The following is a 23,798-nucleotide window of genomic DNA, read 5'->3' as shown; positions in this document are numbered from 1 at the left end:
ATGGATGCACGTTCTGTTCCCAGGCCCAGGCGATCGCGCAAGACGAGCCGGGTCAGGCCTTTTTCCCCTTCGGCTTTGTGTCGATCGTCAGGCCCTTGCTGAAGGAGGGCGCCGGAGCCGGTTCAGCCTTCTTCTGCTTCGGTTTCTTGTCCTCACGGCCGCGACGGCTTTTGCCCTTCGCCATGGTATTCTCCTAAGTGATTGTGCTTATATGAAAGTTATCTCGCCTCGGTGAGGCGGAGACAGCATGCGCTGCAGGTTGGGATTCCGAAGGCTGCGCTGTTGTGCATTAGTGCGATTTTGGAGTATCGCAGAGATCCGCCGCTTCCGCGCTGATCCAAATCAGCGTTCGGCGGAAAGATTAATTGTGCTTGATAGGTAAACCGGCTTGCTCAAGCCAGTCGGAAAGGGCCCGTCCTTCTAGGCATCGGCAAGTTGTCTCGGTCACAGCGCAAATCGGACAGCATCTCGCAGTTCTGGGTGGAGGATCCAGTTTCCCGGGTCCTCTTCGTTGCGCGGTTCTCCGCGGAACCCCAGAAACAAGGCGCCTTCCGGATCGCTTGACGACCCGTCCGCGGTCGTCTCGACGGAAAGGTAGTTGGCGATCAGCAGACCCGCGCCCGCGAAAGATCGATGGGCCGATGTTTGAGACTTGTACCCGGCGGCGTTCGCCATCCGGTGCTCTGTTAATCCGTCGCCGTCTGCCAGAGACAACGCGATCAGCATCGCGCGCTGGGGGTGGGAGAGGGTAACCTGGCCGATCGCTTCGATGTATTCGTCGATGCTCGGAATTGCGGATCCGGTTCGCGGATCAATCCTGCGTTCTTCGGTTCTTCGGGTTTCCCTGGCGTCGATGGCCTTGTGCAAGGCCGTGATTGCTGCCTTTTCCGTTGCCCCTCTCGCCTCGGCGATCAGGCCGCGTGCGTTCGTCGGCGGTTTCGGAAACGCGCGGGCGACATATTCCCCGGCAAGGCGGCCCGACTTGATCTGATATCTGCCGTGCTCACCGACGAGGATCGCCGCGGGCATGTCCTGCGCGCGATCCTTGGTTTTCTTCTTTGCCTTGTCCTTGAAAAGGTCGTGGCCCGTATTCGATCGACCTGAAGTATTGAAACGAGTCATGGGGATCATCTCCTGGGTTATGGGGGAGGCACGGCGTTGCGTGTTGAGACGGCGGCGTCAGCTTCCGTGCCTCGGAGAACGAGACGAGCCGTCGTCCGGTTTCGTCCCAGAGCGTGAGCCGTGCGGAGCCGAGACTGTCGCGCAGGGTGAGGCGCCCGATATCGGCGAGTTCGGCATGGTCCCGAAGGACTTCGGGCAGGCGGTAGAAGGGAACGCGGCTCGCCAGGTGATGCACATGGTGGACGCCGATATTGGCCGTGATCCATCTCAGGATCGGCGGCAGGACATAGTGGGAAGAGCCGTGGATGGCCGCAGCCTGAACCGACCACTCGGTGTCGGGGTCCCAGGATGTCTCCTCGAACTGATGCTGGACGTAGAAGAGCCACATGCCGGTTGAGGCGGCGAGCAGCATCATCGGCAGATAGACAAAAAGCAGCACCGGCACGCCCCCGAGAACGTAGAGTATGGCAAGCGTGGTCAGGATCGCGGCATCTGTCCCAAGCGCGCTCGCCCAGTAGCGCCAGCCGGAGCGCATGAGGCCGGTCGGGAGGCGGTTCTGAAGGAAGAAACTGTAGAACGGGACGATCCCGAAGAGGAACGCAGGGTGCCGCACCAGCCTGTACAGGGCGCGATGGACCAGCGGCTTCGCGCGATACTCGGCAACCGTCAGCGTTGGAATGTCTCCGGCACCGCGACGGTCCAGATTGCCGGTCGTGGCATGGTGGATGGCATGGGTCCTGCGCCAGACGGCGTAGGGTGTCAGCGTCAGCACGCCGATGATGCGGCCGCCCCAGTCATTCCAGCGCCGATGGCGGAATAATGCGCCGTGGCCACAATCGTGCTGGATCATGAAGAGCCGCACGACGAAGGCCGCGTTCACCACAGAAAGCAGGACGGAGAGCCAAGGGCTGACCGAGAGCGCCGCCCATGAGAGCGCGAAGAGCGCTGAAAAGGGAATGGCCGTCACGGCCAGTTCGAAGCGGCTACGTGCCGGAATCGGGGTTCGATAGGGAGCGAGACGGCGTGTCCAGCGAGCCGCTGCGACGCGTGATGTGGCTGTCGGAGCCGGCGGCGGCTTGGAAACAGGAGCTTTGCGGATTTGCAGAGCATCTGGTGCCGGACACCCTTCAGGGTGCCCGGCGACATTCGGCTCAGACGAGCGCGAGATTGGTCGCGCTTTCGCGGCCGTCACGGCCGGTTTCGACGTCGAAGCTCACCTTCTGGGCGTCCGCGAGGCCGGTGAGGCCCGCGCGTTCGACGGCAGAGATGTGGACAAAGACGTCCTTGCCGCCCGTTTCGGTTTCGATGAAGCCGAAGCCTTTGGAAGGATTAAAAAATTTCACGGTGCCATTGGCCATGTCCGTGGTCTCCTGTTTAAGCGCTGCCCACAGGATGCGGCAGCCCGGCAAAGTCAGATTGGATCGATCAACTGAGAGCCGGATGAACGGAGGCAGCGGTTCGAATAGAACAACGTAAGCGATTTCCACATAGACTTTCGGTTCACGACATACAAGGCCGGCAAAGCTCCGGCGTGGTTTTAGTTGGTGAAGGGGCGCCGTTCCCGTTCGTCATTGACAACGAGCCTGCGAACCCCCACATCAGAAGTGCGCCGTTGCTTTGCCGCGTGAGCAGGCGGGTTCGTTCTCGCCCCCCGGCCATGGCGCGCTGTTTTCCCACATCACGAGAGGGGGGACGCCGCCCGGTGCGGCTCTCGGCGCAATGCGGTGCCGGAGTGTTCGCTTGGGCGCATCCCGGCCGAACGAGCGCGAGGGCGCTTGTCGGCGATACCGGACCCAGGGTCCGGACAAGGATTGACATGACTTTCAATGAACTCGGGCTGAATGCCCGCATGGTCTCACGGCTGGCCAGCCTGGGGCTGAATACACCGACACCGATCCAGCAAAAGGCGATCCCGCATGCATTGCAGGGGCGCGACGTGCTGGGCATCGCCCAGACCGGGACCGGCAAGACCGCCGCTTTCGGCATCCCCCTGGTGGTTGCGCTGTCCAAGAGCCCGGAGCGGCCAGCGCCGCGATCGGTCCGCGGGCTGGTTCTGGCCCCGACGCGCGAACTCGCGGGTCAGATCGTCCAGAGCCTTGGCGGCCTGACCTCGGATCTCCGCATAACGCTCGTCGTTGGTGGCAAGTCGATCAACGCGCAGGCCGCGAGGCTTTCGCGCGGGACCGACATCCTCGTGGCCACCCCGGGCCGCTTGATCGACCTTCTGGACCGCCGCGCGGTGGACCTGGGCCAGACACGGTTTCTCGTGTTGGACGAGGCCGACCAGATGCTCGATATCGGTTTCATTCATGCCCTGCGCCGTATCGCGCCGATGCTCGGCAAGGAGCGCCAGACCATGATGTTTTCGGCCACCATGCCGAAAACGATGGCCGATCTGTCCCGCGAATACCTGAGCGAGCCCGTGCGCGTCGAGGCCTCGCCGCCGGGCAAGGTCGCCGACAAGGTGACCCATTCGGTGCATTTCGTCACCAAGGAAGGAAAGCAGGACCTGCTGATCGGTCTTCTGCATGGGCATCGGGAGGACCGCGCACTGGTCTTTTCGCGCACCAAGCATGGCGCGGAACGGTTGATGAAGCAGCTCGATCGTGCCGGTTTCGCGACCGCCTCGATCCACGGCAACAAAAGCCAGGGCCAACGCGACAGGGCGCTCGGTGCGTTTCGGGACGGATCGGTGCATGTGCTGGTGGCGACGGATGTCGCGGCCCGCGGGATCGACATTCCGGGCGTGGGACATGTCTACAATTTCGACCTTCCGAACGTGCCCGAGAACTACGTGCACCGGATTGGCCGGACGGCCCGTGCCGGTCGTGACGGTCGCGCGATTGCGTTCTGTGCCGCCGATGAGGTGACGGAGCTCAAGGCCATCGAAAAGGTGCTTGGCATGCGCGTCGCGGTTGCTGGCGGCCGCCCCTGGGAGGCCACGGACGAGACGCCGAAGCCGCAGAAGAGGCGGCGGTCGCGCCGGCGCGCTGGCGGGCGTCCGGAGCGGATGGTTGCATGATGAAGGGAGGCCGGCGGCCTCCCCGCAAGCCAGGCGAAGGAGAAGGCGCTGTACCGGCAGTTGACTGCGACCTGGAAGACCTTTCACAGCGAGGCGGCGCTTTCTCCGCAGGAGGATATGAAATGAAAACTCCCGAATGGCTCAAGCCGGGCATCTACGGTGTCCTGATCGGCGTTGTTTTCGTCGGCGTCGCCGGTTTTACCTGGGGTGGCTGGGTGACCGGCGGAACCGCACATGACAGGGCGGTGGCGATGTCTCATGACGATGTGGTCGCGGCGATGGTGCCGATTTGCCTCGACATGGCCCGAACCGATCCGGAACGCGCGGAAAAGTTCGCGACGATCCGGGCGGCTTCGAGCTATCAGCGCCGGGATGCGTTGATGAAGGCCGGCTGGGCGACTGTGCCGGGCACCGAGGCGCCGAACCGCGACATCGCGCAGGCCTGCCTGGCATCTCTCGACGTTGATGGGGCGCCGGAGCGCGCGGAATCCGTGGTGGACGGAGAATGAGCCGCGCACCATCAATCGGTTCTCCAGCGTCTTCGCGGGCGAGCCGGTTGGCAGAGGTCGCTTCTTTCGCGGGCGTGATTGCCTTGCTGGCCTATCCGGTCCTCGCGCAGGACGGGATGGGGCCGGTGCCGGAAAATGCAGAAGCGCGGAGTTATGGCGGCGGATGGGATTGTGTCCTGGGGTTCCGGGCGAACGGTGCAGAATGCATCGCAATCGACATTCCTGAAAACGCTTACGCGACGGGACGGTCCTACGGGTCGGGCTGGTCGTGCCGGCGCGGATACGAAGAGGTTGGCGGCACGTCCTGCAAGGCGATCCCGGTTCCGCTCAATGCTTTCCTGCAATCGTCCGGACATGACTGGCAGTGCGAGCGCGGTTATCGGCAGGATCGGGACGCATGCGTTCCGATCACCCTTCCGGACAATGCTTATCTGACCGACGATCCCTCGGACTCCGGGTGGGCCTGCGAGCGCGGTTTCACCGCGACCTCTGCCGCCTGCGTTCCAATTGCGGTGCCCGAGAACGGCTATCTCACCAATGCGGACTATGGGGCGGAATGGGCCTGTGAGAGGGGCTTCTTCGAGATCAATGACCGCTGCGACCCGGTAGTGCTTCCGGCGAATGCCTTCCTCGACCCTGATCCCTATGGAGCGGGATGGCGCTGCGAGCGGGGATATGAGCCCGAGAACAACGCCTGTGTAGCGATCGACCTGCCGGAAAACGCCCATCTCGATCGGTCCGGTAATCGCTGGCGCTGCGACCGGGGCTTTCAACTGTCGAATCGTGAGTGTGCCCTTGGCCGATAAAGCACCCGGATCAGCCCATGACGACGCCTCCGGCATACGGATGCACATTGGGTGCCGCCTGCGCTATCGGCTGACGCAGCCGACGCCCCTTATTGCGATGCTGAACGTGTACTACTCGCGCTTCGGTGATCTCGAGCGCGCCGACTATCTGGTGACCTCGCCAAGCGTGCCGCTCGAAAGCTATCGGGACGGGTTCGGAAACTGGTGCACGCGGATGGTGGCTCCGGCCGGAGAGTTCACGTTATCCTCTGACGGGATTTTCCGGGATTCCGGCTTGCCCGATCCGGTCGCGCCCCATGCGGCGCAGCATCCGGTTCAGAACCTGCCCCTGGAAACCCTGGTTTACCTCTTGGGCAGCCGCTATTGCGACACGGACCTTCTGTCGAGCGAGGCTTGGCATCTGTTCGAGCATACGCCGCCGGGCTGGGCGCGTGTCCAGGCGATATGCGACTTCGTGCATTCTGCGGTCTCGTTCGACTACATGCAGGCGAGTGCGACGCGCACCGCGTCGGAAACGCTGGCCGGGCGGCACGGCGTCTGCCGCGATTTCGCCCATCTCGCCATCGCCTTCTGCCGTTGCATGAATATTCCGGCGCGCTACTGCACCGGCTATTTGAGCGATATCGGCGAACCCGAGCCTCATCCGCCCGGTGATTTCGCGGCCTGGATGGAGGTCTTTCTCGACGGTCGCTGGTGGGTCTTCGATCCGCGAAACAACACCCGGCGCAAGGGGAGAATCCTGATCGCCCGCGGTCGGGATGCAGCGGACGTGCCGCTGACGCAAACTTTCGGGCCAAACACATTGACCCAATTCGAAGTCTGGACCTGGGATGCGCGCAACGACCCGGGGAAGGCGCCGCTTGGTGCTCGGAATTGAGCGCTGGCATCCCAACCTCGGACCGGTCTGTTCGCGTCATGTCGACTCCTGAGACCGACCGCCGTTGACGAAGGTTGAGGCCGTGCCGCTCGCCAGATCCGGTGACGCGGCCTTATGGCCGACAAGACAAGGCCCCACGATCATCTTTTCGTGCGGGTGCCCGCAATCGCAAACTATTCTGGAGCATCGAGATGACCTCTTCAATCAAGACGACCGCCATTTTTCTTCGACCGTTCGAACTTCCGAGTTTCAATGAAGCCCTTCCGCCGGGCGAATACGAAATCGAGACCCAGCTTCTGGAGCCTGTGAACTGGATCGAACCGGGCACATGGACATCGTCCGTTCTCGTGCGGCTCCATCCGCATGCCACGCATCCCGGGCCCAACCGAACGCTCACCGTACAGCTCGCCGAGTTGGAGAATGCGGTCGCCAAGGACAAGCTCACCGGCAAGGCACTGACCGATTTCTTCCTCGAAGAGATGCTTGCCGATCCGATGATCCGTCTCGTCATGCTGGCCGACGGCGTGGCCGAGGCCGATCTGCGTGCCCTCTACTCGAGCCGGCCCGTGTCGATCCAACCCGTGAGTGTGCCTGAACGTTCAGAAGACAGGACAGCCTTGGCTCTGCCGCATGGTGGTGACCCTTTCGAGCGATCCGGACCGCGCATCGGAAGCGCACGACCAGGGATCGGCGAATGACACCAAAATCGAGTAGGCGATGGAAGATCGAGATGCCTCAGTAGCTTCTCCGGAAAGAACATGCGCTTGTGCCGCGCTACTGCAGAGCCGAGGCCGCGGTCGGAAATAGCCACATCCGCGATGCCTGCATCGTCGAGGCGTACCAGGTCATGCCAATGGCGTGCGAAGCGCTCCCCGCGGAGCCGTCCCTGGACGCAGAAAACATGGATCGCCGTGGCCTTCTCCCAAAAGGTTCGTTCGGCATGCATCACGCGCGGTGTCGCGGTTGGAAAGGTCACGCCGTCGATCAGCCCGTTCGCGTCGCAGGAGACGTCACGCAGGCTCGCCGGTCGATCTCGCGCCGAATTCCAGCATTACGCTTGGGGGCGACATAGCCGGGGCCAGAAGAGGCGGCCTCGTAACCGATGAAAAGCGTGTCGCCATCTGCCCGTGTCGAGGCGGGGAGCCCCTGCGCTTCAATGGCGTCCTGGATCAAGGGCTGTGTCGTTTCGTCGACCCATTTCGGCAAGCGATCCCGGACAGCTTTCGACCAGCGCTTTTCCTCGCTGCGTGTGGTTGGCAGGGCTTCGGAGCGTTCGCCCACCAGATCAGGCGCGATTGCCCGAATGTCATAGGTCAGATCAACGTCTTCGGAGAAGCGTTTGATCGCCCCATAGGCTTTGGAAAGGGATGTTCCGCCCTTGAAGACGAGGTGCTCACCAAGCTCGGACCTGAAGAGGGTCTGAAGGGCCAGACAACCCAGACGTCCTTTTCGAGCAGGTGCGCGGGCCGCCCGGAGCGATCTGCAGCGACGGCCAGGGCCTCCTTGCGGTCTGCAGACGACAACGACAGGAAGGGTTCAGACATGCGCCGCCTTTCCGACACTGCGTGCAAGCCAGGTCGGGAACTGCGGTGCTGCGGTTACCAATTCGTCAAACGCCGCTGCGGGCAGTTTCTGCTTCAGCGATCTCAGAGCTGTCTCTGCCTGTTCCGGCCCGAGCCAGGCCAGGGCGCGAACAGCACTGCCAGCCGGCCTCTTCCCGAGGGCGAGTTGCCATCGGGGGGCGTGGCGCAGTTCCACGAGTTGTTTGCCCAATGAGAGCGTGCGGCTGCGACCCGAGGTCAGGTACACGGAGCGAACAGGCACTTGCGTGGTCAGGCCGAGTGCATTCGCTTCGGCGGCGCCGGTTGGAACGATGACTTCGCCACGTTGCGCCGCGAGGGCCTCGACAGCCTGTTCCACGGACGGCGCGCGCGTTCCAAACCGGCTTTTGATTGGTCGCAGGTAAACCCCGCGCCCGGCACGGATCAACTGACCGCGCTCGGCGAGGCGCGACAAGGCCTGATCCACACCGGCACGGCTGCCGAGGTGCAACAGGCCCTTTGCGGCAAGTGGCGCTCCTTCCGGAAGCCCTTCTGCATGGGTCAATATCTGTTCGGCAAGGCGCTGCATGATCGTTCTCCTGTCAGAAATATACGCAGTTTTCTGACAGAATTCAATCCGTGCTGTCGGGCGAGGTGAGGAGGGTGGTCGCTTCGTGCCATGGGCAGCAGGCTGGCCTTCGGCGATTTTCAGATGGGAACACGCTTACCGAAGGCCCTGCAGTTGCAGGCATTCCTTGACGGCTGCAGCCCGCCTCTTGTCCAGGTACTCGGCCAGATCATCGATATGGACGCCTTTGGCGCATTTCTGCGACGCTTCCATGCGGACGAGAGGAAGGGCGATGGAACCGGCCGAGACTTTGCGGATGAACTTGTCGGTACTCAGACCGAAAAAATCCCTGGCGACATCCTCAGCGGGAATGATCGGTCGCCCGGAATACATCGCTATCAAGAGAAACGCCGTGTTCATGATCCCGGAATGAAACACGATCGCATAGATGGGAGAAGGGCGCGCAGCCGGTTGTCGGGGAGACGGATAGCATAGAGCGCAAATCGGACGGGGGCGTTGGATCGGGGGGCACCTGAAGTGTGTGAAGGGATACTATGACCAACCGGGAGGGGAAAGCCTTCCCCTTGGTCGGCACTGGCGTTGCCGACGCACCCCCATCAGTGGGGAGGCCCCGCAACGCCCCCTGAGAGTGAGAGTGCGGGCGGGTTTTCCGTGACGGGTTGAGGACTGGAGGAGAGGCCTCCGGCGCCCGTCGCGGAGATCATTCCGATGGCCAGAGAGCATCGCGCAGCCCGCAAAAGCGGCCCGCGCACGAACCTTTATGACGACATTACCGACAAGATCATCGCCGAGCTGGAGGAGGGCCGGCTGCCCTGGGCCCAGCCCTGGGGAACGGCGGCGGCGCAGGCGCCGCTCGCCATGCCGCGCAACGCCAGCACGGGTTGGCAATATTCCGGGATCAACGTCCTGATCCTCTGGGGTGCCGTCATCCAGCAGGGCTATCCAACCCAGCAGTGGCTGACCTTCCGCCAGGCGCTGTCGCTCGGCGGCAATGTCCGCAAGGGCGAGCGGGGCACGACCGTCGTCTATGCCGACCGTTTCACGCCTGAAGACGAGAAGCGCCGCGCGCGGGAGACCGGAGAAGATGCAAACAGCATCCCGTTCCTGAAGCGCTTTACCGTGTTCAATGCGGCGCAATGCGAGGGGCTGCCCGACGACATCGCCGTTGAGGCGCCGCCGCCACCCCCCGGGCTGATCGAGCCGCGGGTCGAAGCGCTGATCGGGGCGACCGGCATCGACTTTCGGATCGGCGGCAACCGCGCCTTTTATGTCCCATCGCAGGATTATGTACAGGTGCCACCTCCGCAAGCGTATTTCGAGCCGATTAACTGGCACCGCACGGCGCTGCACGAAATCGGGCACGCAACGGGGCATAGCTCCCGATTGGCTCGGGATTTCTCGGGCGGCTTCGGCACGAAGAAATACGCCTTCGAGGAACTGATCGCCGAGATTTCGAGCGCGTTCTGTTGCGCCTCGCTCGGGATCGTCCCGACTGTGCGCCACGCCGATTACATCGGCTCCTGGCTGGAGGTGATGCGCGAGGATTCGCGGGCCATCGTCCGCGCCGCCTCGCAGGCCAGCAAGGCGGCCGACTGGCTGCTGGCCCATCTGCCCGACGACAGCACCGATGTTGAGCGGCAGACCCCGACGGAAGGGAGGGCTGCGGCATGATCCTCCTGACCGACACACAGCGTGACCGCTTGCTGGCGAATGGCCGCGATCGCGATCAGGATCACATTCCGGTCGTGAAGTTCTTCAATCCCTTTGGCGCCGGTGTCTGGCTTGCGACCGAGCTCGACGAGGACGGTGACATCATGTTTGGCCTGGCCGACATTGGCTACCCCGAACTTGGCTCCTGGAGCCTCAACGAACTGCGCTCGATCCGGCTGCCCTTCGGCATGGGTATCGAGCGGGATCTGCTGTTCACGGGGGACTTCCCGATCTCGGTCTGGGCCAAGGCCGCCCGCGAAACCGGCAGCATTCGCGATGCAGAACGCCTGCTTTATCGCTCGGGCCGTCTGCCAGGCGGGACACGCCCCGATGCGGAGCCCCGGCGTTCCTGAGGGGTTCTGCAGCTTCTGCGCCGCGCTCTTCGAAGGAAGAGGGCGGCGCTTCTCCTCGTGACGCGCTGAAAGCTCGGCGCCCGGCCGGCTGCCCGTTGGAGAACAGGACCATGACACGAAACACGAGAATATCCGCCATCGAACCGCAGCCGCTCCGGTTCTCCGCCCAGGAGCAGGCCGTGGTCTACGAGGCCCGGCAGATCCTGCTGCGCCACCTCAATCAGAACCCTGTCCTGTCGTCCTGGCAGGCGGTGCTCGACTATTGCGCCCTCACCATCAGAGGTGATGTGGAGCGCTTCCATGTCCTCTATCTCGACCGGAGGAACCGGCTGATCTCCGACGAATGCCTCGCCATCGGCACAGTCGATCATGTCCCGGTCTATCCCCGGGAGGTGCTGCGGCGATGCCTGTCGCTCAATGCCTCGGCGCTGATCATCGTCCACAATCATCCGGCCGGCGATCCCGAACCCTCGGCGGCCGACCTCGCGATGACGAAAGAAATCCGAAACGCCTCTGCGTCCCTGGGGGTGATACTGCACGACCACATCATCACCGGGGCTGGCCGGGAGACCATCCTGCGCGCCCGCGGCGACCTCTGATGGGTCTGCGCGATCATCCTCGGCTCGGCCATGAGAGGGAAAGGAGGGTGGGGGGTTCGTGACGGGCTGGTTGCCGGAGAGAGAGGCTCCCCGGCGTCCGTCACGGAGACCCTGACATGGCCACTGCCACGCAGAAAATCACCATGTCGTCCTCGCGCGACATCCCCTTCAACAAGCTGGTGCTCAGCCAGTCCAACGTCCGGCGGGTGACGGCCGGCATCTCGGTCGAGGAACTGGCCGAGTCCATCGCCCGCCGCGGGCTGATCCAGTCCCTGCATGTCCGGCCCGAGCTCGACGCCGAAGGGCAGGAAACCGGCCTCTTCGAGGTGCCGGCTGGCGGCCGCCGCTATCGTGCGCTGGAACTGTTGGTGAAACAGAAGCGCCTTAACAAGACCGCGCCGGTTCCCTGTACCGTCTCGGAGGCCGGAGACGATATCCTAATCGACGAGGTTTCGCTGGCCGAGAATATCGAGCGCGCGCCACTGCATCCGCTCGACCAGTTCCGCGCCTTCCAGGTCCTTCGTGAGAAGGGCATGAGCGAGGATGAAATCGCCGCGGCCTTCTTCGTCGACGCCAAGGTGGTGAAGCAGCGCCTGCGCCTGGTCTCGGTCTCGCCGGCGCTGCTCGAGACCTATGCCGAGGACGGCATGACGCTGGAACAGCTCATGGCCTTCACCGTTTCTGACGACCACGCCCGCCAAGAACAGGTCTGGGAGGCGATCAAGGATGGCTGGCAGAAGGAGCCCTACACCATCCGTCGCATGCTGACCGAGACCACGGTGCGCGCTTCCGACAAGCGGACGCTCTTCGTCGGCATCGAGGCCTATGAGGCGGCGGGCGGCTATGTTCTGCGCGATCTCTTCCAGCAGGACGATGGCGGCTGGCTTCAGGACCCGGTGCTGCTCGACCGGCTGGCGGGCGAGAAGCTGAAGACCGAGGCAGAAACCATCGCCGCCGAGGGCTGGAAGTGGATCGAGGTCGCGGCGGATTTCCCCTATGGCCATACAAGTGGCCTGCGTCGCCTGACCGGCACCACCATCGACCTGACCGACGAGGAACGCGCCGAGCGCGAGAAGCTGCGGGACGAGTTCTACGGGCTGGAGGCGGAATATGCCCAGGCCGACGAGTTCCCCGACGAGGTGGATGTCCGTCTCGGCGAGATCGAGGAGGCACTGGAGGCCTTCGAAAACCGGCCGATGCGCTATGACGCGGACCAGATGGCCCGTGCCGGTGTCTTCGTCAGCCTCCGCCACGACGGCCAGCTTGCCGTCGAGCGCGGCTATGTCCGTGCCGACGATGAGGTGGTGGAAGGTCAGGAAGGGCAGGGGGCCGATGGGTGTTCTCCCGAGGGCGGCGAGTCCGGTGGTGTGCAGCGCGCGGTCATCATGGTGGGTTGCACGGCGACCGAACCCGAGGAGGACGATGAGGTCGAAACCATCCGGCCTCTGCCCGATCGCCTCGTCAGCGAGTTGACTGCGCATCGCACGCTGGCGCTCCGCGACGCCGTGGCGATAAACCCGCATGTGGCTCTGACGGCGCTGCTGCATCGGCTGGTCACCGATTGCTTCCTGCCGCAGTCCACCAGGGGGTGCCTCGAGGCTCATGTCCGGGAGGTTCATTTCCCGGCGCAGGCCGATGACCTGGGGGAGAGCGTCTCGGCGCGCGCCATCGCCGAGCGGCACGAACGCTGGGGCGATCATATCCCGGCCGACGATGCGGCACTCTGGGACTGGCTGGTCGATCAGGACGACGACACCCGGATGGAGTTGCTCGCCCATTGCGTCAGCTTCGGCGTCAATGCGCTGCACGAGAAGCCCAACCCATATGGCGGCATGGGCGTCAGCCAGCACGGGCTCGATGTGCGCCTGTCCCAGGCCGACCGGCTGGCGCGGGCGACGGGCCTCGACATGGTGGCGGTGGGCTGGCGGCCGACCGTCGGCAACTATCTCGGTCGCGTGACCAAGCCGCGGATCATCGAGGCGGTGCGTGAGGGCGCCGGCGAGCGGGCCGCCCAGCTCATCGACCATTTGAAGAAGAGCGATATGGCCACGGAGGCCGAGCGCCTGCTGGCCGAAACCGGCTGGTTGCCGGAGCCGCTGCGCATGGTAGATCGCGATGCCGATATCGCGGTGGATGCCGGGGGCGACACGGAGGCGGATGATCTGCCTGAATTCCTTGCCGGCAATGGCGAGGATGAAGACGCCACGGAGGGCGAGGAGCAGCCAATGGTCGCCGCCGAATGATCTTCAGGTGGGGCGGCGTTGGCTGCCCCGCCACATCTCTTCCGTTTCAGAAACGCGCCCGGTCCTCGTGACCGGGCTTTTTCTTTGGAGAATCCTGATGCCTGCAACGATCGATATTGACCAGATCTTCCGCGAGGACAGCGCCAACCCGCCTTCGGAGCGCACGCTGCCCTGGGAGGAAACCCGCGACGGCATCACCGTGGTGGTGGAGCCGAAACCGCATTGGGCCGAAGATATGCGTGTCTTTCGCCTCGAAAAGCGAGAATACTGCCGCTACGCCGATTGGGCCGCGAATGGCGGTCATGCCCGATTTTACGGTCATATCGACACGAGCGGCGATGAGGTGATGATGAGAACTCGGGCCATGATTGCGCGCGAGATCGCTGATGGTCTTTGGGATTGAGCCTTACGTCGCGTTGAAAACATGCAAGGAGTTTCCCGGGGCTTATCGGCGCGGTGGGTTTTGCAATCTCGGCCCGATCGTCGGCATTTCTTTCCAGAGGTGCGGACGATCCGCGCTTAAAGGCAACTTGGACTGTTGTCCAAGCAGGGCCTTCATCCGCCCTCAATGAGACGTGCTTTCCATCGGAGACATGACGCATGACGACCTTTCTTATCTACCCGCTGGCTGCCCTGGCCGAGATCGCAGGCTGTTTCGCGCTCTGGTCGTGGTGGCGCGGCGCTTCGATCTGGTGGCTCGTGCCGGGCGTGACCAGCTTGGTCCTCTTCGGCGGGCTGCTCGCTTTGATCGATACCGAGGCCGCGGGTCGCGCCTTTGCCGCTTATGGTGGGGTTTACATCATCGCGTCGCTGCTCTGGATGTGGAGCATGGAGGGGCAGCGACCGACCCTGTGGGACCTGACCGGGGGCAGTCTGTGCCTCCTTGGCGCCTTCGTCATCCTGCTTGGTCCCCGCGCAGCCTGATGCCCTGAGCCTGTCCTGCCCTGCTGCGCCACACCGAGGTCGGCGGTCGGGAAAAATATATGTTTCGCAGCACCTTGCGGCGATGGGGGCGACCTTCCAGATAATCGGGATCGTGTCGACGTCAGCCCGTGGAGTGGCAATCATGATTGAAACCTGGGTGCCGCTGCTGGGCGGTCTGATTTTGCTGGTTGCCGGGGGAGAGCTACTGGTGCGCGGGGCCGTACAGGCGGCCGAGCGCATCGGGATCTCACCACTGGTGATCGGCCTGACGCTCGTGGGTTTTGGAACCTCAATGCCAGAGCTGGTGACATCGGTGCAGGCGGGGTTGAACGGATCGCCGGGCATTGCTTACGGCAATATTGTGGGCTCCAACATCGCGAACATCCTTCTAATCGCAGGCGTGTCTGCCCTCATCTGTCCGATCGTTGTTGCGCGGTCCGCGCTTCGCAGGGATGCCATCGTGATGCTGGCGGTCGCAGCAGGCTTTGCGGTGCTCGCCTGGGCCGTGCCCATGGGGCGGATGGCGGGCGCAGGGCTCGTGGTCGTGCTGATCGGTTACATCTGGTTCGTGATCCATCAGGAAAGGGGCGCGGCTGATGGAGGAGCCCTGCACGACAAGAGCCTGGCGCTGGCAGAGGTCGACCCGGGACTCGCCCCGCCTCATGCGGTGAAGCGTCTCGCCGTCCCCATTCTTATTGCCCTTGCCGGCTTGATACTTGTGGTCGCTGGCGGATCTTTCCTTGTGAGCGGAGCTGTGGCGCTGGCGCGCGGGTTCGGGGTCTCCGAGACGGTGATTGGATTGACCATCGTGGCGGTCGGCACCTCCATGCCGGAGCTGATCACGTCGGTCATCGCCGCCTTGAAACGCCATGGGGATGTGGCGTTCGGCAACGTGGTCGGGTCGAACATTTACAACATTCTCGGGATCGGGGGAACGACCGCCCTTATCGCCCCGTCACAGGTCCCATCCGAAATCGCAGGGTTCGACGCGCCCGTGATGGTGGCGGTGTCACTTCTGTTGGTGCTGTTTGCCGCTACCGGCCTGAGGATCGGTCGGCGTGAGGGCGCGGTTCTTGTAACCGGATATGTCGCCTACCTCTGGATGCTTTGGCCGTGACGCAGGTACCGCCCCGCCGTCAGATTTCGGCTGAGTTTCAGCAATGGCACGGCAGTCCTGTCAGCTCAAGCTGGGGTTGCCCTATCGCAAACCTGAAGTTCCGAAGAGGGGTCGGCGCCCTCATGCGCGTCTTCAAGCAGGAAGGGTGGCATCCCCTAATCGCACGCGGTCAGAAGCCGGAAACGGAGACAAAATTTGGTCTTCCCCAATGCCGGCCAAAACCCACTCCCGCACGAAGCGGGCAGTGTGTCATCCCAGTCGGGAGAGGACTGCGAGGGGTGAGGAAATTAAATAGTTTGAGCTGACGAGACAGAAAACCCAACCTTTTAATTTAATTGTGTTTTTTTGAGCCTCTGGCGAACCATTTCTGGGGGCTAAAAATCGAAAGGCCGCTGACAGAGCTGGCAGCCGCGTCAACGGCCAAATCGTAAAGTTTGCACGAACTGAATACCAGATCGCGAGCCTGATCGCAATTTCGGGAGGGGGCAATGTCTGAGCCTTTGCCCTTCTGCAAGGTCAAGCTGCAATACTTGCTTGAGATGGTCACTGACCACGAGTTGGACGACAACGCCCTGCGCGTGGCGCTCTACCTCGCACTGGCCCATGGAGCGTGGGGCCAACAAGGGGAAATTATCGCGCTACCGCCCGACAAAGGCGGCTATGCAGCGGGCCACGGATCGGCGCCGCGAAGGGGACAAGGTTGTCCCCCTTACCCTGTGTTTGCTATGGAAGAGATCATTTCTTGACGGCAGAGCCCGTCTGGGCAACATTATAAAGGTACCCGGTCAGCCGGATTCCAAACGACTTGCTGACCTAAGCGGCCAGAATTTTCCGACATAGGACGTTATCCATCCTGATCTCGCGGATGCGGAATGGGAACTTTTCAATGACGTTGTTCACGAAGTTGATTGCATTGGTCTGAGTGTGTTTCTCGTAGACTTTGAGTGCGCGAACCCTCGTAGCATTATCAATGGCGGTATATTGGAATTGGAAAGCTTGGAATCATGAAACGCGGTTTGTAAAAGCAAAGCGGCAGAGACGATGCTCTGCCGCTTCACCTTCCGGTGGTGCATCAACGAACGCTGATCGGCTCTATTGGAGCCTGACCGCGCTCAGTCGGTCCACCGAAAACGCCATCTTCCATACGTTATAGAGAGATGACGTCATTCCTGGACGTTTTGCGGCAAGGCTTGTCGTGTGTCCAAAGTCTTTTCTGTCGCAAGGCGCTCAAAGAAATGATGCCAACCGAGGTCGGATTTCTTCTTCTTTTGAGTAATGGTCATCATCGCAGGGGTCTCACCTGCGGGGGTCTTTTTGAGTGTCATGTTTGGCCCTCCATCGTATTCCGGAAACATCCCGGAATTTCATCTTGAGCCCATGAAATCGGCTCAAGTGTTTTTCTTGTCGGAGGCAGGCGGACCGTCAGGCGCGACCTTGCCTGCGTCGCGCGACAGTCGTGCGGCCTTGAGGCTGGCCGTCAGGTCTGCGCGTCGCGCCGCTTCTGTTTCGATGATCTCGCGGGCCGCCGCAGCCGTACGGTCATGCGGCGTGACCGGCTTGGTCGTCGTTTGGCGAAACAGGGAGGCGGCCTTGTCTTTATGGGGCATGAAGCCTCCTTGGTTGTGGGACCCGGCAATGACCGCCGGGTCCGAAACCGGTCAGATCAGGCGAGTGCCAGATTGGTCGCGGACTCGCGTCCGTCGCGTCCGGCTTCGACATCGAAGGTCACGTCTTGACCTTCATCCAGATGCGCGATGCCGCCGCGTTCCATAGCCGAAATGTGGACGAAAATGTCGCGCCCACCTGATTTCGGTTCGATGAAGCCGAAGCCTTTAGATTGGTTGAACCATTTCACAGTGCCATTGGCCATTGTGATGTCTCCTTGATTATTTTGCAGCCCACGGGAATGCGGATGCCCGGCACAGTCTGATCGAAATGGCAGACTGGAACCGATAAGGGAGACAGGATGCAGATGGAAAAAACGTTGCTCCTATTGGGTACAGGACGTGGCTCCGAATAGCAAAGGAAAAGAAATAAAAGATTTGACGGTCCGGGTGCGGCGCGGTTTTTGGGGCCGCCAATTGGTGGGTGGTCATGTGATCTGATCGCTCCAGACTTCGAAACTTGACAGGAGGCTTTCGCCAAAAGAATGGGTCAGCGGCACGTCCGCGGCATCCCGCCCTTGCGCGACCAGAACCCGTCCAATGCGCAGCATGTTGTTGCGCGGATCGAACACCCACCAGCGCCCATCGAGCCAGACCTCCATCCAGGCAGCGAAATCGCCCGGCGGATAGGGCGGCTCCATGCCGATGTCGCCCAGATAGCCGGTGCAATAGCGCGAGGGAATGTTCATGCAGCGGCAAAAGGTGATCGCCAGATGCGCGTAATCGCGACAGACGCCCTGCGCCTCGCGATAGGCCTGCGCGGCGCTGCGGGTGGCATCCGCAGCAAGGTAATCGAAACGGATATGTCCATGCACGAAATCGCAGATCGCCTGCACCCGAGCCAATCCGGGGGCCGTGTTTTGAAACAACAGCCAAGCCGTGTCGGATAGCGTGTCGGTGTCGCAATACCGGCTGCCCAAAAGATAGACGAGCACCTCGTCCGGTAGGGCCTCAACCGGGGCCTGTGCGCCGATTTCGGGGCGCGCGTCGGGCAGGCCTGTATCCCGGATGATCGTTTGTGTCTCGACGGTGAAGCGCCCTTGTGGCGCGATCAGCCGCGTGCACCAATTGCCGAACCCGTCACGATAGCCGCTCATCGGCACGCGGGGCGTGGTGGTGAGGTGATCCGGGTATTCCAGATCGCTGACCCGTGAGAAATGTACGTTCAAAAGCGCGATCATCGGGGTCGGTTGCGGCAGCTCGAACTGGAAACGGCAGCCGAGTTTGATGCGAAGATCAGGTGGGGTCATGGCGCGTTTCCTGTTTGTTTCGTCCAGCTTCCGGATGCCGGGGCACCTTCGGTGGTCTCATGATTTGCGATTATGGCGCGACCACGCCTTGCGCAATTCGGAGCCGATGGGGGCATACGACGCATCGAAAATCGAGCGACGCGGTTTCGGCGCCTCGCCAGTGGTCGGCTTGATGGTCTTGATCTGGGGCTTTTGTGTGATGGGTGTTTTCTCGGCGTCGGTTTCGGTGCTGTGACCAATGTGTTTTGTCATGTCGAGTGTCCTTTGCGGGAGCAACCTGCGGATGCGGGAAAGACGCCACAGACATGTGGCAGCCTCCTCGGGATCGGCAACTTGGGACCAGTTCGTTTGGTGTGTCGTCCGGATACGAGGAGAAACTGGGGGCAAATTGCGCACCGCAGCGATGGCGCGGGTCGTCGCCCGCCTGTGAGAATTTCCTTGTAACCTCAAAAGATATGGGGGATCGCGCACCGCATTACCAGTGAAATGACATGCGAGCGGTGCAACTTGTCCCCACCGTCACCGTCGGATGGCAAGACGCGGCCTCGCTTGCCCGAGTTTCAGAAAATAATAGTGATTGTTTTCCATAGCTAAGGCGGGTTTCGAGGCTTTCTCAGAAAAATGCCTCGTATTTCGGCGACAGAGTATCTATCTATGGATCATACGTCTGGCCCGTGGCGCATTCACAAAATGGTCCGCAGATGTGTCTCTGCCCCGCCGCAATCCGCGCGAGACAGACGACGCGGTTGTTTTTTCAGTCGCAAAATTCATCACCTGACCAGGACGAAGGGTCCGCAGTACGGTGCAATAAGCCTGTGCGACGAAGATGCATGGTGGAGACATTCACCTGCGCCGCGCCACGTCCGGTCATTTCTCTTGAGTTCATCTGAACCAAGTCACCCAAAAGGGCAGATGCCGTTGGCCGCATGCCACGCGCTGCCCGAAACCGCGATCCCGTCTCTACGGTCATGCGGTTTGTATCCGAGAAAGAAAAAGACCTTGATCGAAATTTACTGGGGCACTCCCCTGTCGCTCGTCACTTCACCCGAGGGCGACGTGCAGAAATTCGGCACCATCGAAAAAGCGCGCCACTGGCTTCACCGCAAATGGCCCGTGTCAGACGACGCGCGGCAACGCGCACTGGAGACAATTGAAGCTGCAATGGATTGCATGGCCCCTGTCGGCGAGGCGCGCAAAGCGTTTATGATGGCCGCGAAAACCGCAGGTTTCTTGCCTGTGGTGGCAACGCAGACAGTCGCATAGCCAAGGTTTTCTGCGTAGTTACCCTCCCATGTCTCCTTTTGGTTGCCTCTGGAGCTTCTCTGCTCTCCTCATGAATGTCGGTGAGTGGGAAGGCCGTTCATTCCATTAAAGCGTTTCGCATTAAATCTGAATCACAGATTTAGGGCGAAGCGCTCACAACGCTTATATGTTGCACTGCGTTTTGCTTTTTCCCTGTCTCAGATAAAAAGCAAAACGCTTTAGCTCACATCAAAGGAGGCCCCTTTGTAGCCACGCAGAAAGGCACCATCCGCTCCGCCGGTGGACTGGGCAATCTCATGCAACGCAGAACCGATGAGGCCAAGCTGCCCCAGTGTTTAGCCCACGGCTTAAGGAAGGCGTGCGCGCGTCGTTTGGGCGAGGTTGGAGCCACAGCGCAAGAGATAGGAACGGAACCGGCCACAAAACTCTGGCCCTCGTGAAACGTTACACAGAGGCCATTGGCTGCGAAAGCATGGCTGATTCTGCAATTGAGAAACTGATCGCGCGTCCGAATGGCAAACGCAAATAGGCGAACCCTTCCAAGAAGTTCGTCAAACCCAAAGCTCACCCAATGAAGGGGAAGGTAAAATTATGAGAGGTGGTGAGCCGTGCAGGAATCAAACTTCGATATCGATACCGGTCTGAAGCAAGGCCGCGACTTCGGTCTGGATGGGCGTCATCAGATCGACGTCGACCTCCGGGGTTTCGATGCCGATAACGAGCGCATAGCGGGCCTTGCTGTTCGCTCGCCCCAGGGCTCGCCTTTCGCGCCACCAGCCCGAGATCGGGTAGACATAGAGGAGATCACGTTCCACGAGCTCGACGGCGCTGCCCTCCCAGATATCCATGTGAATGGAGCCGGCAGAGATCAACTTCGGCCCGAAGAACCAGCCGTCGTTGTCCTCGTTGATCGGGCGAGGGTCGTTTTCGCCACGGTCATCCTTGTTCACCCGGCGCAGGAAATTCCCGTCGGTTTCGCGTGCCCGCTTGAGGTCGAAGCGCAACCCAAAAGACTGATATCGGGCAGGATCAATCGCGCTTGCAAAGCTTGGGTTCGGCTCTACAAAATATGAGAGCGTCACCTTGAGGCGCACAGGCTGGTCGCCCAAATCCTCAAGGACTTGTCGGGGCCAGGGCAGGCGGTAGACATGAGCATCCGAGAAGCGCACGCTGCCATTCTCGACCCGGAACGGTTGGATATATTGCTCGGCGACCAACGCAAGATCATCGCGGGCCGAAGCAAGGGCGCGCCGAACATCCGGTACCCCGTATCCGTATTTTCTTGCGAGCGCCTTTCTGTCCGACTTTGACGCGGTCGCGTTGAATTCCGCAAGCATATGCGGCGTCCACCGGGCGCTGTGCACGGTCAGGGCGCGGATGGTCTCTGGCCAATACTCCGGGTGCTCAGCCATGATCCGCGTCGTAAGCCGTGCCGCTTGCGCTGTCGCTGCGCTGGTTGCCCAGAACGGTGTCACCGGATGCGGAGCGATCGATTTCGCCGTGGTGAGCACCGAGAGGGAAGGGAGGCCCGACAGTGCTTCGAACCCCGATCTGCTCAGCGCGCGGTTTCCAGCTTCAAAGACGATCTCCGGCTTGATCGGCGACTGCCCCGCGCGCCATAGCGCGCTCGTCCGACTGTAGGGGCTGCGGTCCCCGGGAGGTGACCATCCGCGCCAGTCTCGGTAACCGGCCTCTGCGATTTCTGATTTCAGAGTTGTGCCGCCGACCGTCAGGACATTCCATGCCTGTGCAGGATCTTCTCCCGGAAACGCGTCGCCATCGGCAATGTCCTCGGCGCGCGAGCTGTCCGCGATGTTGCCGATCGCCTGGACGAAAAGGCGCCGAATATGGTCCGGGCCTTCCTCGATTGCGTCCACGCCCGCCGAGATCTGGTCGAGAGCAGAGCTCCAAGCCGTTGGCTCCGCTCCCGACCGGTTTTCATTCGTCACGGCCATGCAAAAGACCCTCGGCCGCTCGGCAGCCGATATCTCCGGAAGCGAGCTGGCGGAGGTTGTGATCGCACCATAGGAGCCGGGATCATTTTGCTCGAATCCGTCCGGCGGAAGGATTTTGACGGACTCGAGGCGATGCGCAAGCATTGGACGCGACGCATCTCCCAACGGCATTGTCAGGTCGCCGTGGAGCGCCAGCCCGGCCATTCCGGATCCATGCCCGCTGGGACTATCATCATCCACCCCCCAATCAGCATGCACAGCGTGCATGTCACCGGGAGCCAGGGCAGGTTCAATCAGCGGATGGCCGCGGTTCACACCCGTATCAAGGAGGCAAACCGCGGGCACGTCGCGGCCTGGCCAGGTGATCCTTTCGGCCAGATCATCCACGAACGCGTTCGCCATCTCCTCGAGTTCATCCGTGAATACTGTCGGCGTATCACTCGCTCGCCGGATCTCGGAAATGCCTCCCGTTGAAAACAGCAGCATCTCGATCGCTGCTCTGCGCCCATGCACTGGAAGAACCACGACTTCGGGGAAGTGCAGCCAGCTGTCTTCTCCCCCGACGGTCAGGCCGAGCCGCTGAGCGCTGGTCTCAACACGTTCGAGGCGGTCGGCAAAACACCACAAGGCCCACCACATTTCCGCCTGCGGATCATCGGGCAGAGCCAGGGGATCGTCGCGCCAGAACGTTCGCAAGCGCGCGGCGCGGATATGCTCGACAGGCTCGACGCGGGACTTCTTCGGGGCCTCGGCACCTTCGTCAACTTCCGTAAAGGCGTAATCCCTGAAAACCGCCTCAAAGACATCTCTGGTTTCGTCGGGGACGAAGAGGGCGATGCGACGGGCGCCTGTTTCGGAAAGTGTGACGGCGCCCTGGCGTGTCCCCTCGCGCGTCTTCTCCAGCGTGGTTGGTCCCACAGAGGGCGCGAGCTCCACCTCAAGGTAGACGCCGTCGGATGCTGGAGTTCCCTCGGGTGCCCCCAAATCCTCTCGTCCGAGATCAGACGCCTCGAAGGCGGATTCCAGTTCGCCGACAATGCGCTGGCCATGTTCCTCACGGATACGCTGAAGCGGCCGTTGGCGGGCGTTACTGCCTGGGGACTTGTAATTGCGGATAGTCGAAAGACCGCTCAGGTCGATATGTCGGTGCTCGTACTCAGCCAATGTGCCCCTGTTCTTCAGAGAACACCGTTCTCATGGCCTGGCGTTTGCGAAGCTCGCGCGTCAGATCGGCGGTGGAAATCTGATTTCGTTCTGAAAGGATTGCGGCTTTCACAGCCTCTTCTGCCGCATGGACAATCTCCGCCTGACTGAGGCAGGTGGCCGCGGCAACAATGGTTTTCCAATTGATCTTGGGATATTTCATCGGCGACAGATGGGCCTTGATAATGGCGCGCACTTCATCTGCTGATGGCATCTCGAACTGCAGAACTTCATCGAAGCGCCGTAGTAGCGCGCGGTCGAGAAGAGAGGGATGGTTCGTGGCAGCCACCAGAACACTGTCGGTCGCAGAAGGCTCTTCCATGAACTGCAGGAAGCTGTTCAGTACCCGCCGCATTTCTGCGACATCATTCGTCGCCAACCTGTTGCTGCCTACGGCATCGAATTCATCAAAGAGATAAACACCTCTGCGCTTCTGCGCTTCGTCGAAAACAAGACGCAGTTTGGCGGCCGTTTCCCCCATAAAGCGCGTGATCAGGGTTTCGAGACGGATCACGAACAGAGGAAGATGGAGTTCGCCCGCGAGCGCCTCGGCGGTCATCGTCTTCCCCGATCCGGGAGGTCCGGCAAAGAGGAGGCGGCGGCTCGGTGTCTTCCCATGTTCCCGGAGCCAATCCCGACGCTGTTGCTGAAGCACAACCGCTTCGAGATGACCTTTCACATCTGCATTCAGCACCACATCGGCAAGATGGATCTGCGGGTCCCGCAGATCGAGAAGGCTGTCGAGGTCTCCACGTGGCCGAGAAAAGGCGATCGGGACAGACGCCCGCGTCCCGCGCTGTGAACGTGCGGCATCTACTGCCGCACGGATATCCTCTGCGGTCGCACGGTGTCCCTGGCGGGCTTCACCAGCCGCAACCTGAAGCGCGATGGAGAAGAACTGTTCTTCATCGCCTTCCGCCTGGCTTCTGAGCATCGCCAGTATCTGTTTTGCATTTGACACCGCGTCGCCCCAGTCGTCTGTCTTTTCGTCGAATCCTAATTGAATCTCGCGGTTTTGGAAAGATCGGCGTGATCGAAACAAGTCGCACAT

At 61.7% G+C, this 23,798-nt stretch carries 28 protein-coding genes and 2 pseudogenes; 14 read left to right on the top strand and 16 right to left on the bottom strand.

The window, feature by feature from the left end:
• Nucleotides 1–52 precede the first annotated feature (52 nt).
• The 4 genes from P73_RS26670 to P73_RS14070 all read right to left on the bottom strand — a co-directional run bounded on the left by P73_RS26670 (nucleotide 53) and on the right by P73_RS14070 (nucleotide 2,480).
• A complete protein-coding gene (locus P73_RS26670; protein WP_096804700.1) occupies nucleotides 53–184 on the bottom strand; it encodes a hypothetical protein in 132 nt (43 codons plus the stop codon).
• 260 nt (nucleotides 185–444) lie between these two features.
• Nucleotides 445–1,029 carry a hypothetical protein gene (locus P73_RS14080; protein ID WP_043870055.1) on the bottom strand — a complete coding sequence of 195 codons (585 nt, stop codon included), beginning with the start codon at nucleotides 1,027–1,029 and terminating at the stop codon, nucleotides 445–447.
• Entirely contained in the window at nucleotides 1,004–2,089 is a 1,086-nt protein-coding gene (locus tag P73_RS14075; protein ID WP_082033244.1) for a fatty acid desaturase, read from the bottom strand. Before P73_RS14075 ends, P73_RS14080 begins: the two co-directional genes overlap by 26 nt.
• 184 nt (nucleotides 2,090–2,273) lie before the next feature.
• Complete coding sequence (locus P73_RS14070) at nucleotides 2,274–2,480, bottom strand: cold-shock protein (RefSeq protein WP_043870054.1); 207 nt, start codon at nucleotides 2,478–2,480, stop codon at nucleotides 2,274–2,276.
• Nucleotides 2,481–2,824: 344 nt separating this feature from the next.
• On the opposite strand from P73_RS14070, the gene P73_RS14065 reads away from it, so the two are divergent.
• The 5 genes from P73_RS14065 to P73_RS14045 all read left to right on the top strand — a co-directional run bounded on the left by P73_RS14065 (nucleotide 2,825) and on the right by P73_RS14045 (nucleotide 7,034).
• Nucleotides 2,825–4,144 carry a DEAD/DEAH box helicase gene (locus tag P73_RS14065; RefSeq protein WP_420836117.1) on the top strand — a complete coding sequence of 440 codons (1,320 nt, stop codon included), beginning with the start codon at nucleotides 2,825–2,827 and terminating at the stop codon, nucleotides 4,142–4,144.
• 122 nt (nucleotides 4,145–4,266) lie between these two features.
• The gene (locus tag P73_RS14060; RefSeq protein WP_043870052.1) at nucleotides 4,267–4,653 is read left to right on the top strand and encodes a hypothetical protein; all 387 of its coding nucleotides are present in this window, start codon (nucleotides 4,267–4,269) and stop codon (nucleotides 4,651–4,653) included.
• A gap of 47 nt (nucleotides 4,654–4,700) precedes the next feature.
• Nucleotides 4,701–5,459, top strand: coding sequence for a hypothetical protein (locus P73_RS14055; protein ID WP_052453280.1), 759 nt, complete (start codon nucleotides 4,701–4,703; stop codon nucleotides 5,457–5,459).
• Between the two features lie 34 nt (nucleotides 5,460–5,493).
• On the top strand, nucleotides 5,494–6,336 hold the full coding sequence (locus tag P73_RS14050; RefSeq protein ID WP_052453576.1) for a transglutaminase-like domain-containing protein: 843 nt from the start codon (nucleotides 5,494–5,496) through the stop codon (nucleotides 6,334–6,336).
• A 191-nt stretch (nucleotides 6,337–6,527) separates the two neighbouring features.
• Entirely contained in the window at nucleotides 6,528–7,034 is a 507-nt protein-coding gene (locus P73_RS14045) for a hypothetical protein (RefSeq protein WP_074743013.1), read from the top strand.
• 122 nt (nucleotides 7,035–7,156) lie between these two features.
• Here the strand turns inward: P73_RS14045 and P73_RS26665 are convergent.
• The 4 genes and pseudogenes from P73_RS26665 to P73_RS14035 form a co-directional block, all read right to left on the bottom strand.
• Nucleotides 7,157–7,312, bottom strand: a pseudogene (locus P73_RS26665) (nucleotidyl transferase AbiEii/AbiGii toxin family protein); the annotation flags it as partial.
• 8 nt (nucleotides 7,313–7,320) lie between these two features.
• Entirely contained in the window at nucleotides 7,321–7,767 is a 447-nt protein-coding gene (locus P73_RS26520; protein ID WP_254792173.1) for a nucleotidyl transferase AbiEii/AbiGii toxin family protein, read from the bottom strand.
• 105 nt (nucleotides 7,768–7,872) lie between these two features.
• Nucleotides 7,873–8,466, bottom strand: a complete 594-nt coding sequence (locus tag P73_RS14040; RefSeq protein WP_043870051.1) for a DUF6088 family protein — start codon at nucleotides 8,464–8,466, stop codon at nucleotides 7,873–7,875.
• Nucleotides 8,467–8,601: 135 nt separating this feature from the next.
• The gene (locus tag P73_RS14035) at nucleotides 8,602–8,865 is read right to left on the bottom strand and encodes a pyocin activator PrtN family protein (RefSeq protein WP_020043354.1); all 264 of its coding nucleotides are present in this window, start codon (nucleotides 8,863–8,865) and stop codon (nucleotides 8,602–8,604) included.
• 309 nt (nucleotides 8,866–9,174) lie between these two features.
• Between P73_RS14035 and P73_RS14030 the strand changes: the two genes are divergently transcribed.
• From P73_RS14030 to P73_RS13995, 8 genes are all read left to right on the top strand, one after another.
• The gene (locus tag P73_RS14030; RefSeq protein WP_043870050.1) at nucleotides 9,175–10,137 is read left to right on the top strand and encodes an ArdC family protein; all 963 of its coding nucleotides are present in this window, start codon (nucleotides 9,175–9,177) and stop codon (nucleotides 10,135–10,137) included.
• A complete protein-coding gene (locus tag P73_RS14025; protein WP_043870049.1) occupies nucleotides 10,134–10,529 on the top strand; it encodes a DUF2958 domain-containing protein in 396 nt (131 codons plus the stop codon). The genes P73_RS14030 and P73_RS14025 overlap by 4 nt, the downstream gene beginning before the upstream one ends.
• A 110-nt stretch (nucleotides 10,530–10,639) precedes the next feature.
• Complete coding sequence (gene radC, locus P73_RS14020; protein WP_052453279.1) at nucleotides 10,640–11,128, top strand: RadC family protein; 489 nt, start codon at nucleotides 10,640–10,642, stop codon at nucleotides 11,126–11,128.
• A gap of 116 nt (nucleotides 11,129–11,244) precedes the next feature.
• Nucleotides 11,245–13,371, top strand: a complete 2,127-nt coding sequence (locus P73_RS14015) for a ParB/RepB/Spo0J family partition protein (RefSeq protein ID WP_043870048.1) — start codon at nucleotides 11,245–11,247, stop codon at nucleotides 13,369–13,371.
• Between the two features lie 97 nt (nucleotides 13,372–13,468).
• Nucleotides 13,469–13,774, top strand: a complete 306-nt coding sequence (locus P73_RS14010; protein ID WP_043871736.1) for a hypothetical protein — start codon at nucleotides 13,469–13,471, stop codon at nucleotides 13,772–13,774.
• 197 nt (nucleotides 13,775–13,971) lie between these two features.
• Nucleotides 13,972–14,295: a YnfA family protein gene (locus P73_RS14005; RefSeq protein ID WP_043870047.1), complete on the top strand. Its 324-nt coding sequence runs from the start codon at nucleotides 13,972–13,974 to the stop codon at nucleotides 14,293–14,295.
• A gap of 142 nt (nucleotides 14,296–14,437) precedes the next feature.
• A complete protein-coding gene (locus P73_RS14000) occupies nucleotides 14,438–15,412 on the top strand; it encodes a calcium/sodium antiporter (protein WP_043871735.1) in 975 nt (324 codons plus the stop codon).
• A gap of 488 nt (nucleotides 15,413–15,900) precedes the next feature.
• Nucleotides 15,901–16,158: a hypothetical protein gene (locus tag P73_RS13995; protein ID WP_043870046.1), complete on the top strand. Its 258-nt coding sequence runs from the start codon at nucleotides 15,901–15,903 to the stop codon at nucleotides 16,156–16,158.
• Between the two features lie 97 nt (nucleotides 16,159–16,255).
• Here the strand turns inward: P73_RS13995 and P73_RS25055 are convergent.
• From P73_RS25055 to P73_RS13975, 6 genes and pseudogenes are all read right to left on the bottom strand, one after another.
• Nucleotides 16,256–16,402: pseudogene (locus P73_RS25055) on the bottom strand (IS481 family transposase); the annotation flags it as partial.
• Nucleotides 16,403–16,575: 173 nt separating this feature from the next.
• Nucleotides 16,576–16,737 carry a hypothetical protein gene (locus P73_RS26000; RefSeq protein WP_158401943.1) on the bottom strand — a complete coding sequence of 54 codons (162 nt, stop codon included), beginning with the start codon at nucleotides 16,735–16,737 and terminating at the stop codon, nucleotides 16,576–16,578.
• Nucleotides 16,738–16,800: 63 nt separating this feature from the next.
• Nucleotides 16,801–17,019 carry a hypothetical protein gene (locus P73_RS13990; protein ID WP_043870045.1) on the bottom strand — a complete coding sequence of 73 codons (219 nt, stop codon included), beginning with the start codon at nucleotides 17,017–17,019 and terminating at the stop codon, nucleotides 16,801–16,803.
• Between the two features lie 56 nt (nucleotides 17,020–17,075).
• Nucleotides 17,076–17,282, bottom strand: coding sequence for a cold-shock protein (locus tag P73_RS13985; protein ID WP_043870044.1), 207 nt, complete (start codon nucleotides 17,280–17,282; stop codon nucleotides 17,076–17,078).
• A 222-nt stretch (nucleotides 17,283–17,504) separates the two neighbouring features.
• On the bottom strand, nucleotides 17,505–18,326 hold the full coding sequence (locus tag P73_RS13980; protein WP_043870043.1) for a transglutaminase-like domain-containing protein: 822 nt from the start codon (nucleotides 18,324–18,326) through the stop codon (nucleotides 17,505–17,507).
• A gap of 57 nt (nucleotides 18,327–18,383) precedes the next feature.
• Nucleotides 18,384–18,578 (bottom strand): hypothetical protein, encoded by a 195-nt coding sequence (locus P73_RS13975; RefSeq protein WP_043870042.1) that lies wholly within the window; start codon nucleotides 18,576–18,578, stop codon nucleotides 18,384–18,386.
• Nucleotides 18,579–19,325: 747 nt separating this feature from the next.
• On the opposite strand from P73_RS13975, the gene P73_RS13970 reads away from it, so the two are divergent.
• On the top strand, nucleotides 19,326–19,589 hold the full coding sequence (locus P73_RS13970; RefSeq protein WP_043870041.1) for a DUF982 domain-containing protein: 264 nt from the start codon (nucleotides 19,326–19,328) through the stop codon (nucleotides 19,587–19,589).
• A gap of 617 nt (nucleotides 19,590–20,206) precedes the next feature.
• Here the strand turns inward: P73_RS13970 and P73_RS13965 are convergent.
• Together P73_RS13965 and P73_RS13960 are read right to left on the bottom strand one after the other, a co-directional pair.
• Nucleotides 20,207–22,708 carry a S8 family peptidase gene (locus tag P73_RS13965; RefSeq protein ID WP_043870040.1) on the bottom strand — a complete coding sequence of 834 codons (2,502 nt, stop codon included), beginning with the start codon at nucleotides 22,706–22,708 and terminating at the stop codon, nucleotides 20,207–20,209.
• Nucleotides 22,701–23,798, bottom strand: a complete 1,098-nt coding sequence (locus P73_RS13960; RefSeq protein WP_082033241.1) for an AAA family ATPase — start codon at nucleotides 23,796–23,798, stop codon at nucleotides 22,701–22,703. The genes P73_RS13965 and P73_RS13960 overlap by 8 nt, the downstream gene beginning before the upstream one ends.

It is taken from the genome of Celeribacter indicus, assembly GCF_000819565.1.
GTDB classification, from domain to species: domain Bacteria; phylum Pseudomonadota; class Alphaproteobacteria; order Rhodobacterales; family Rhodobacteraceae; genus Celeribacter; species Celeribacter indicus.
This window is presented reverse-complemented; position numbering and strand designations above follow the sequence as displayed.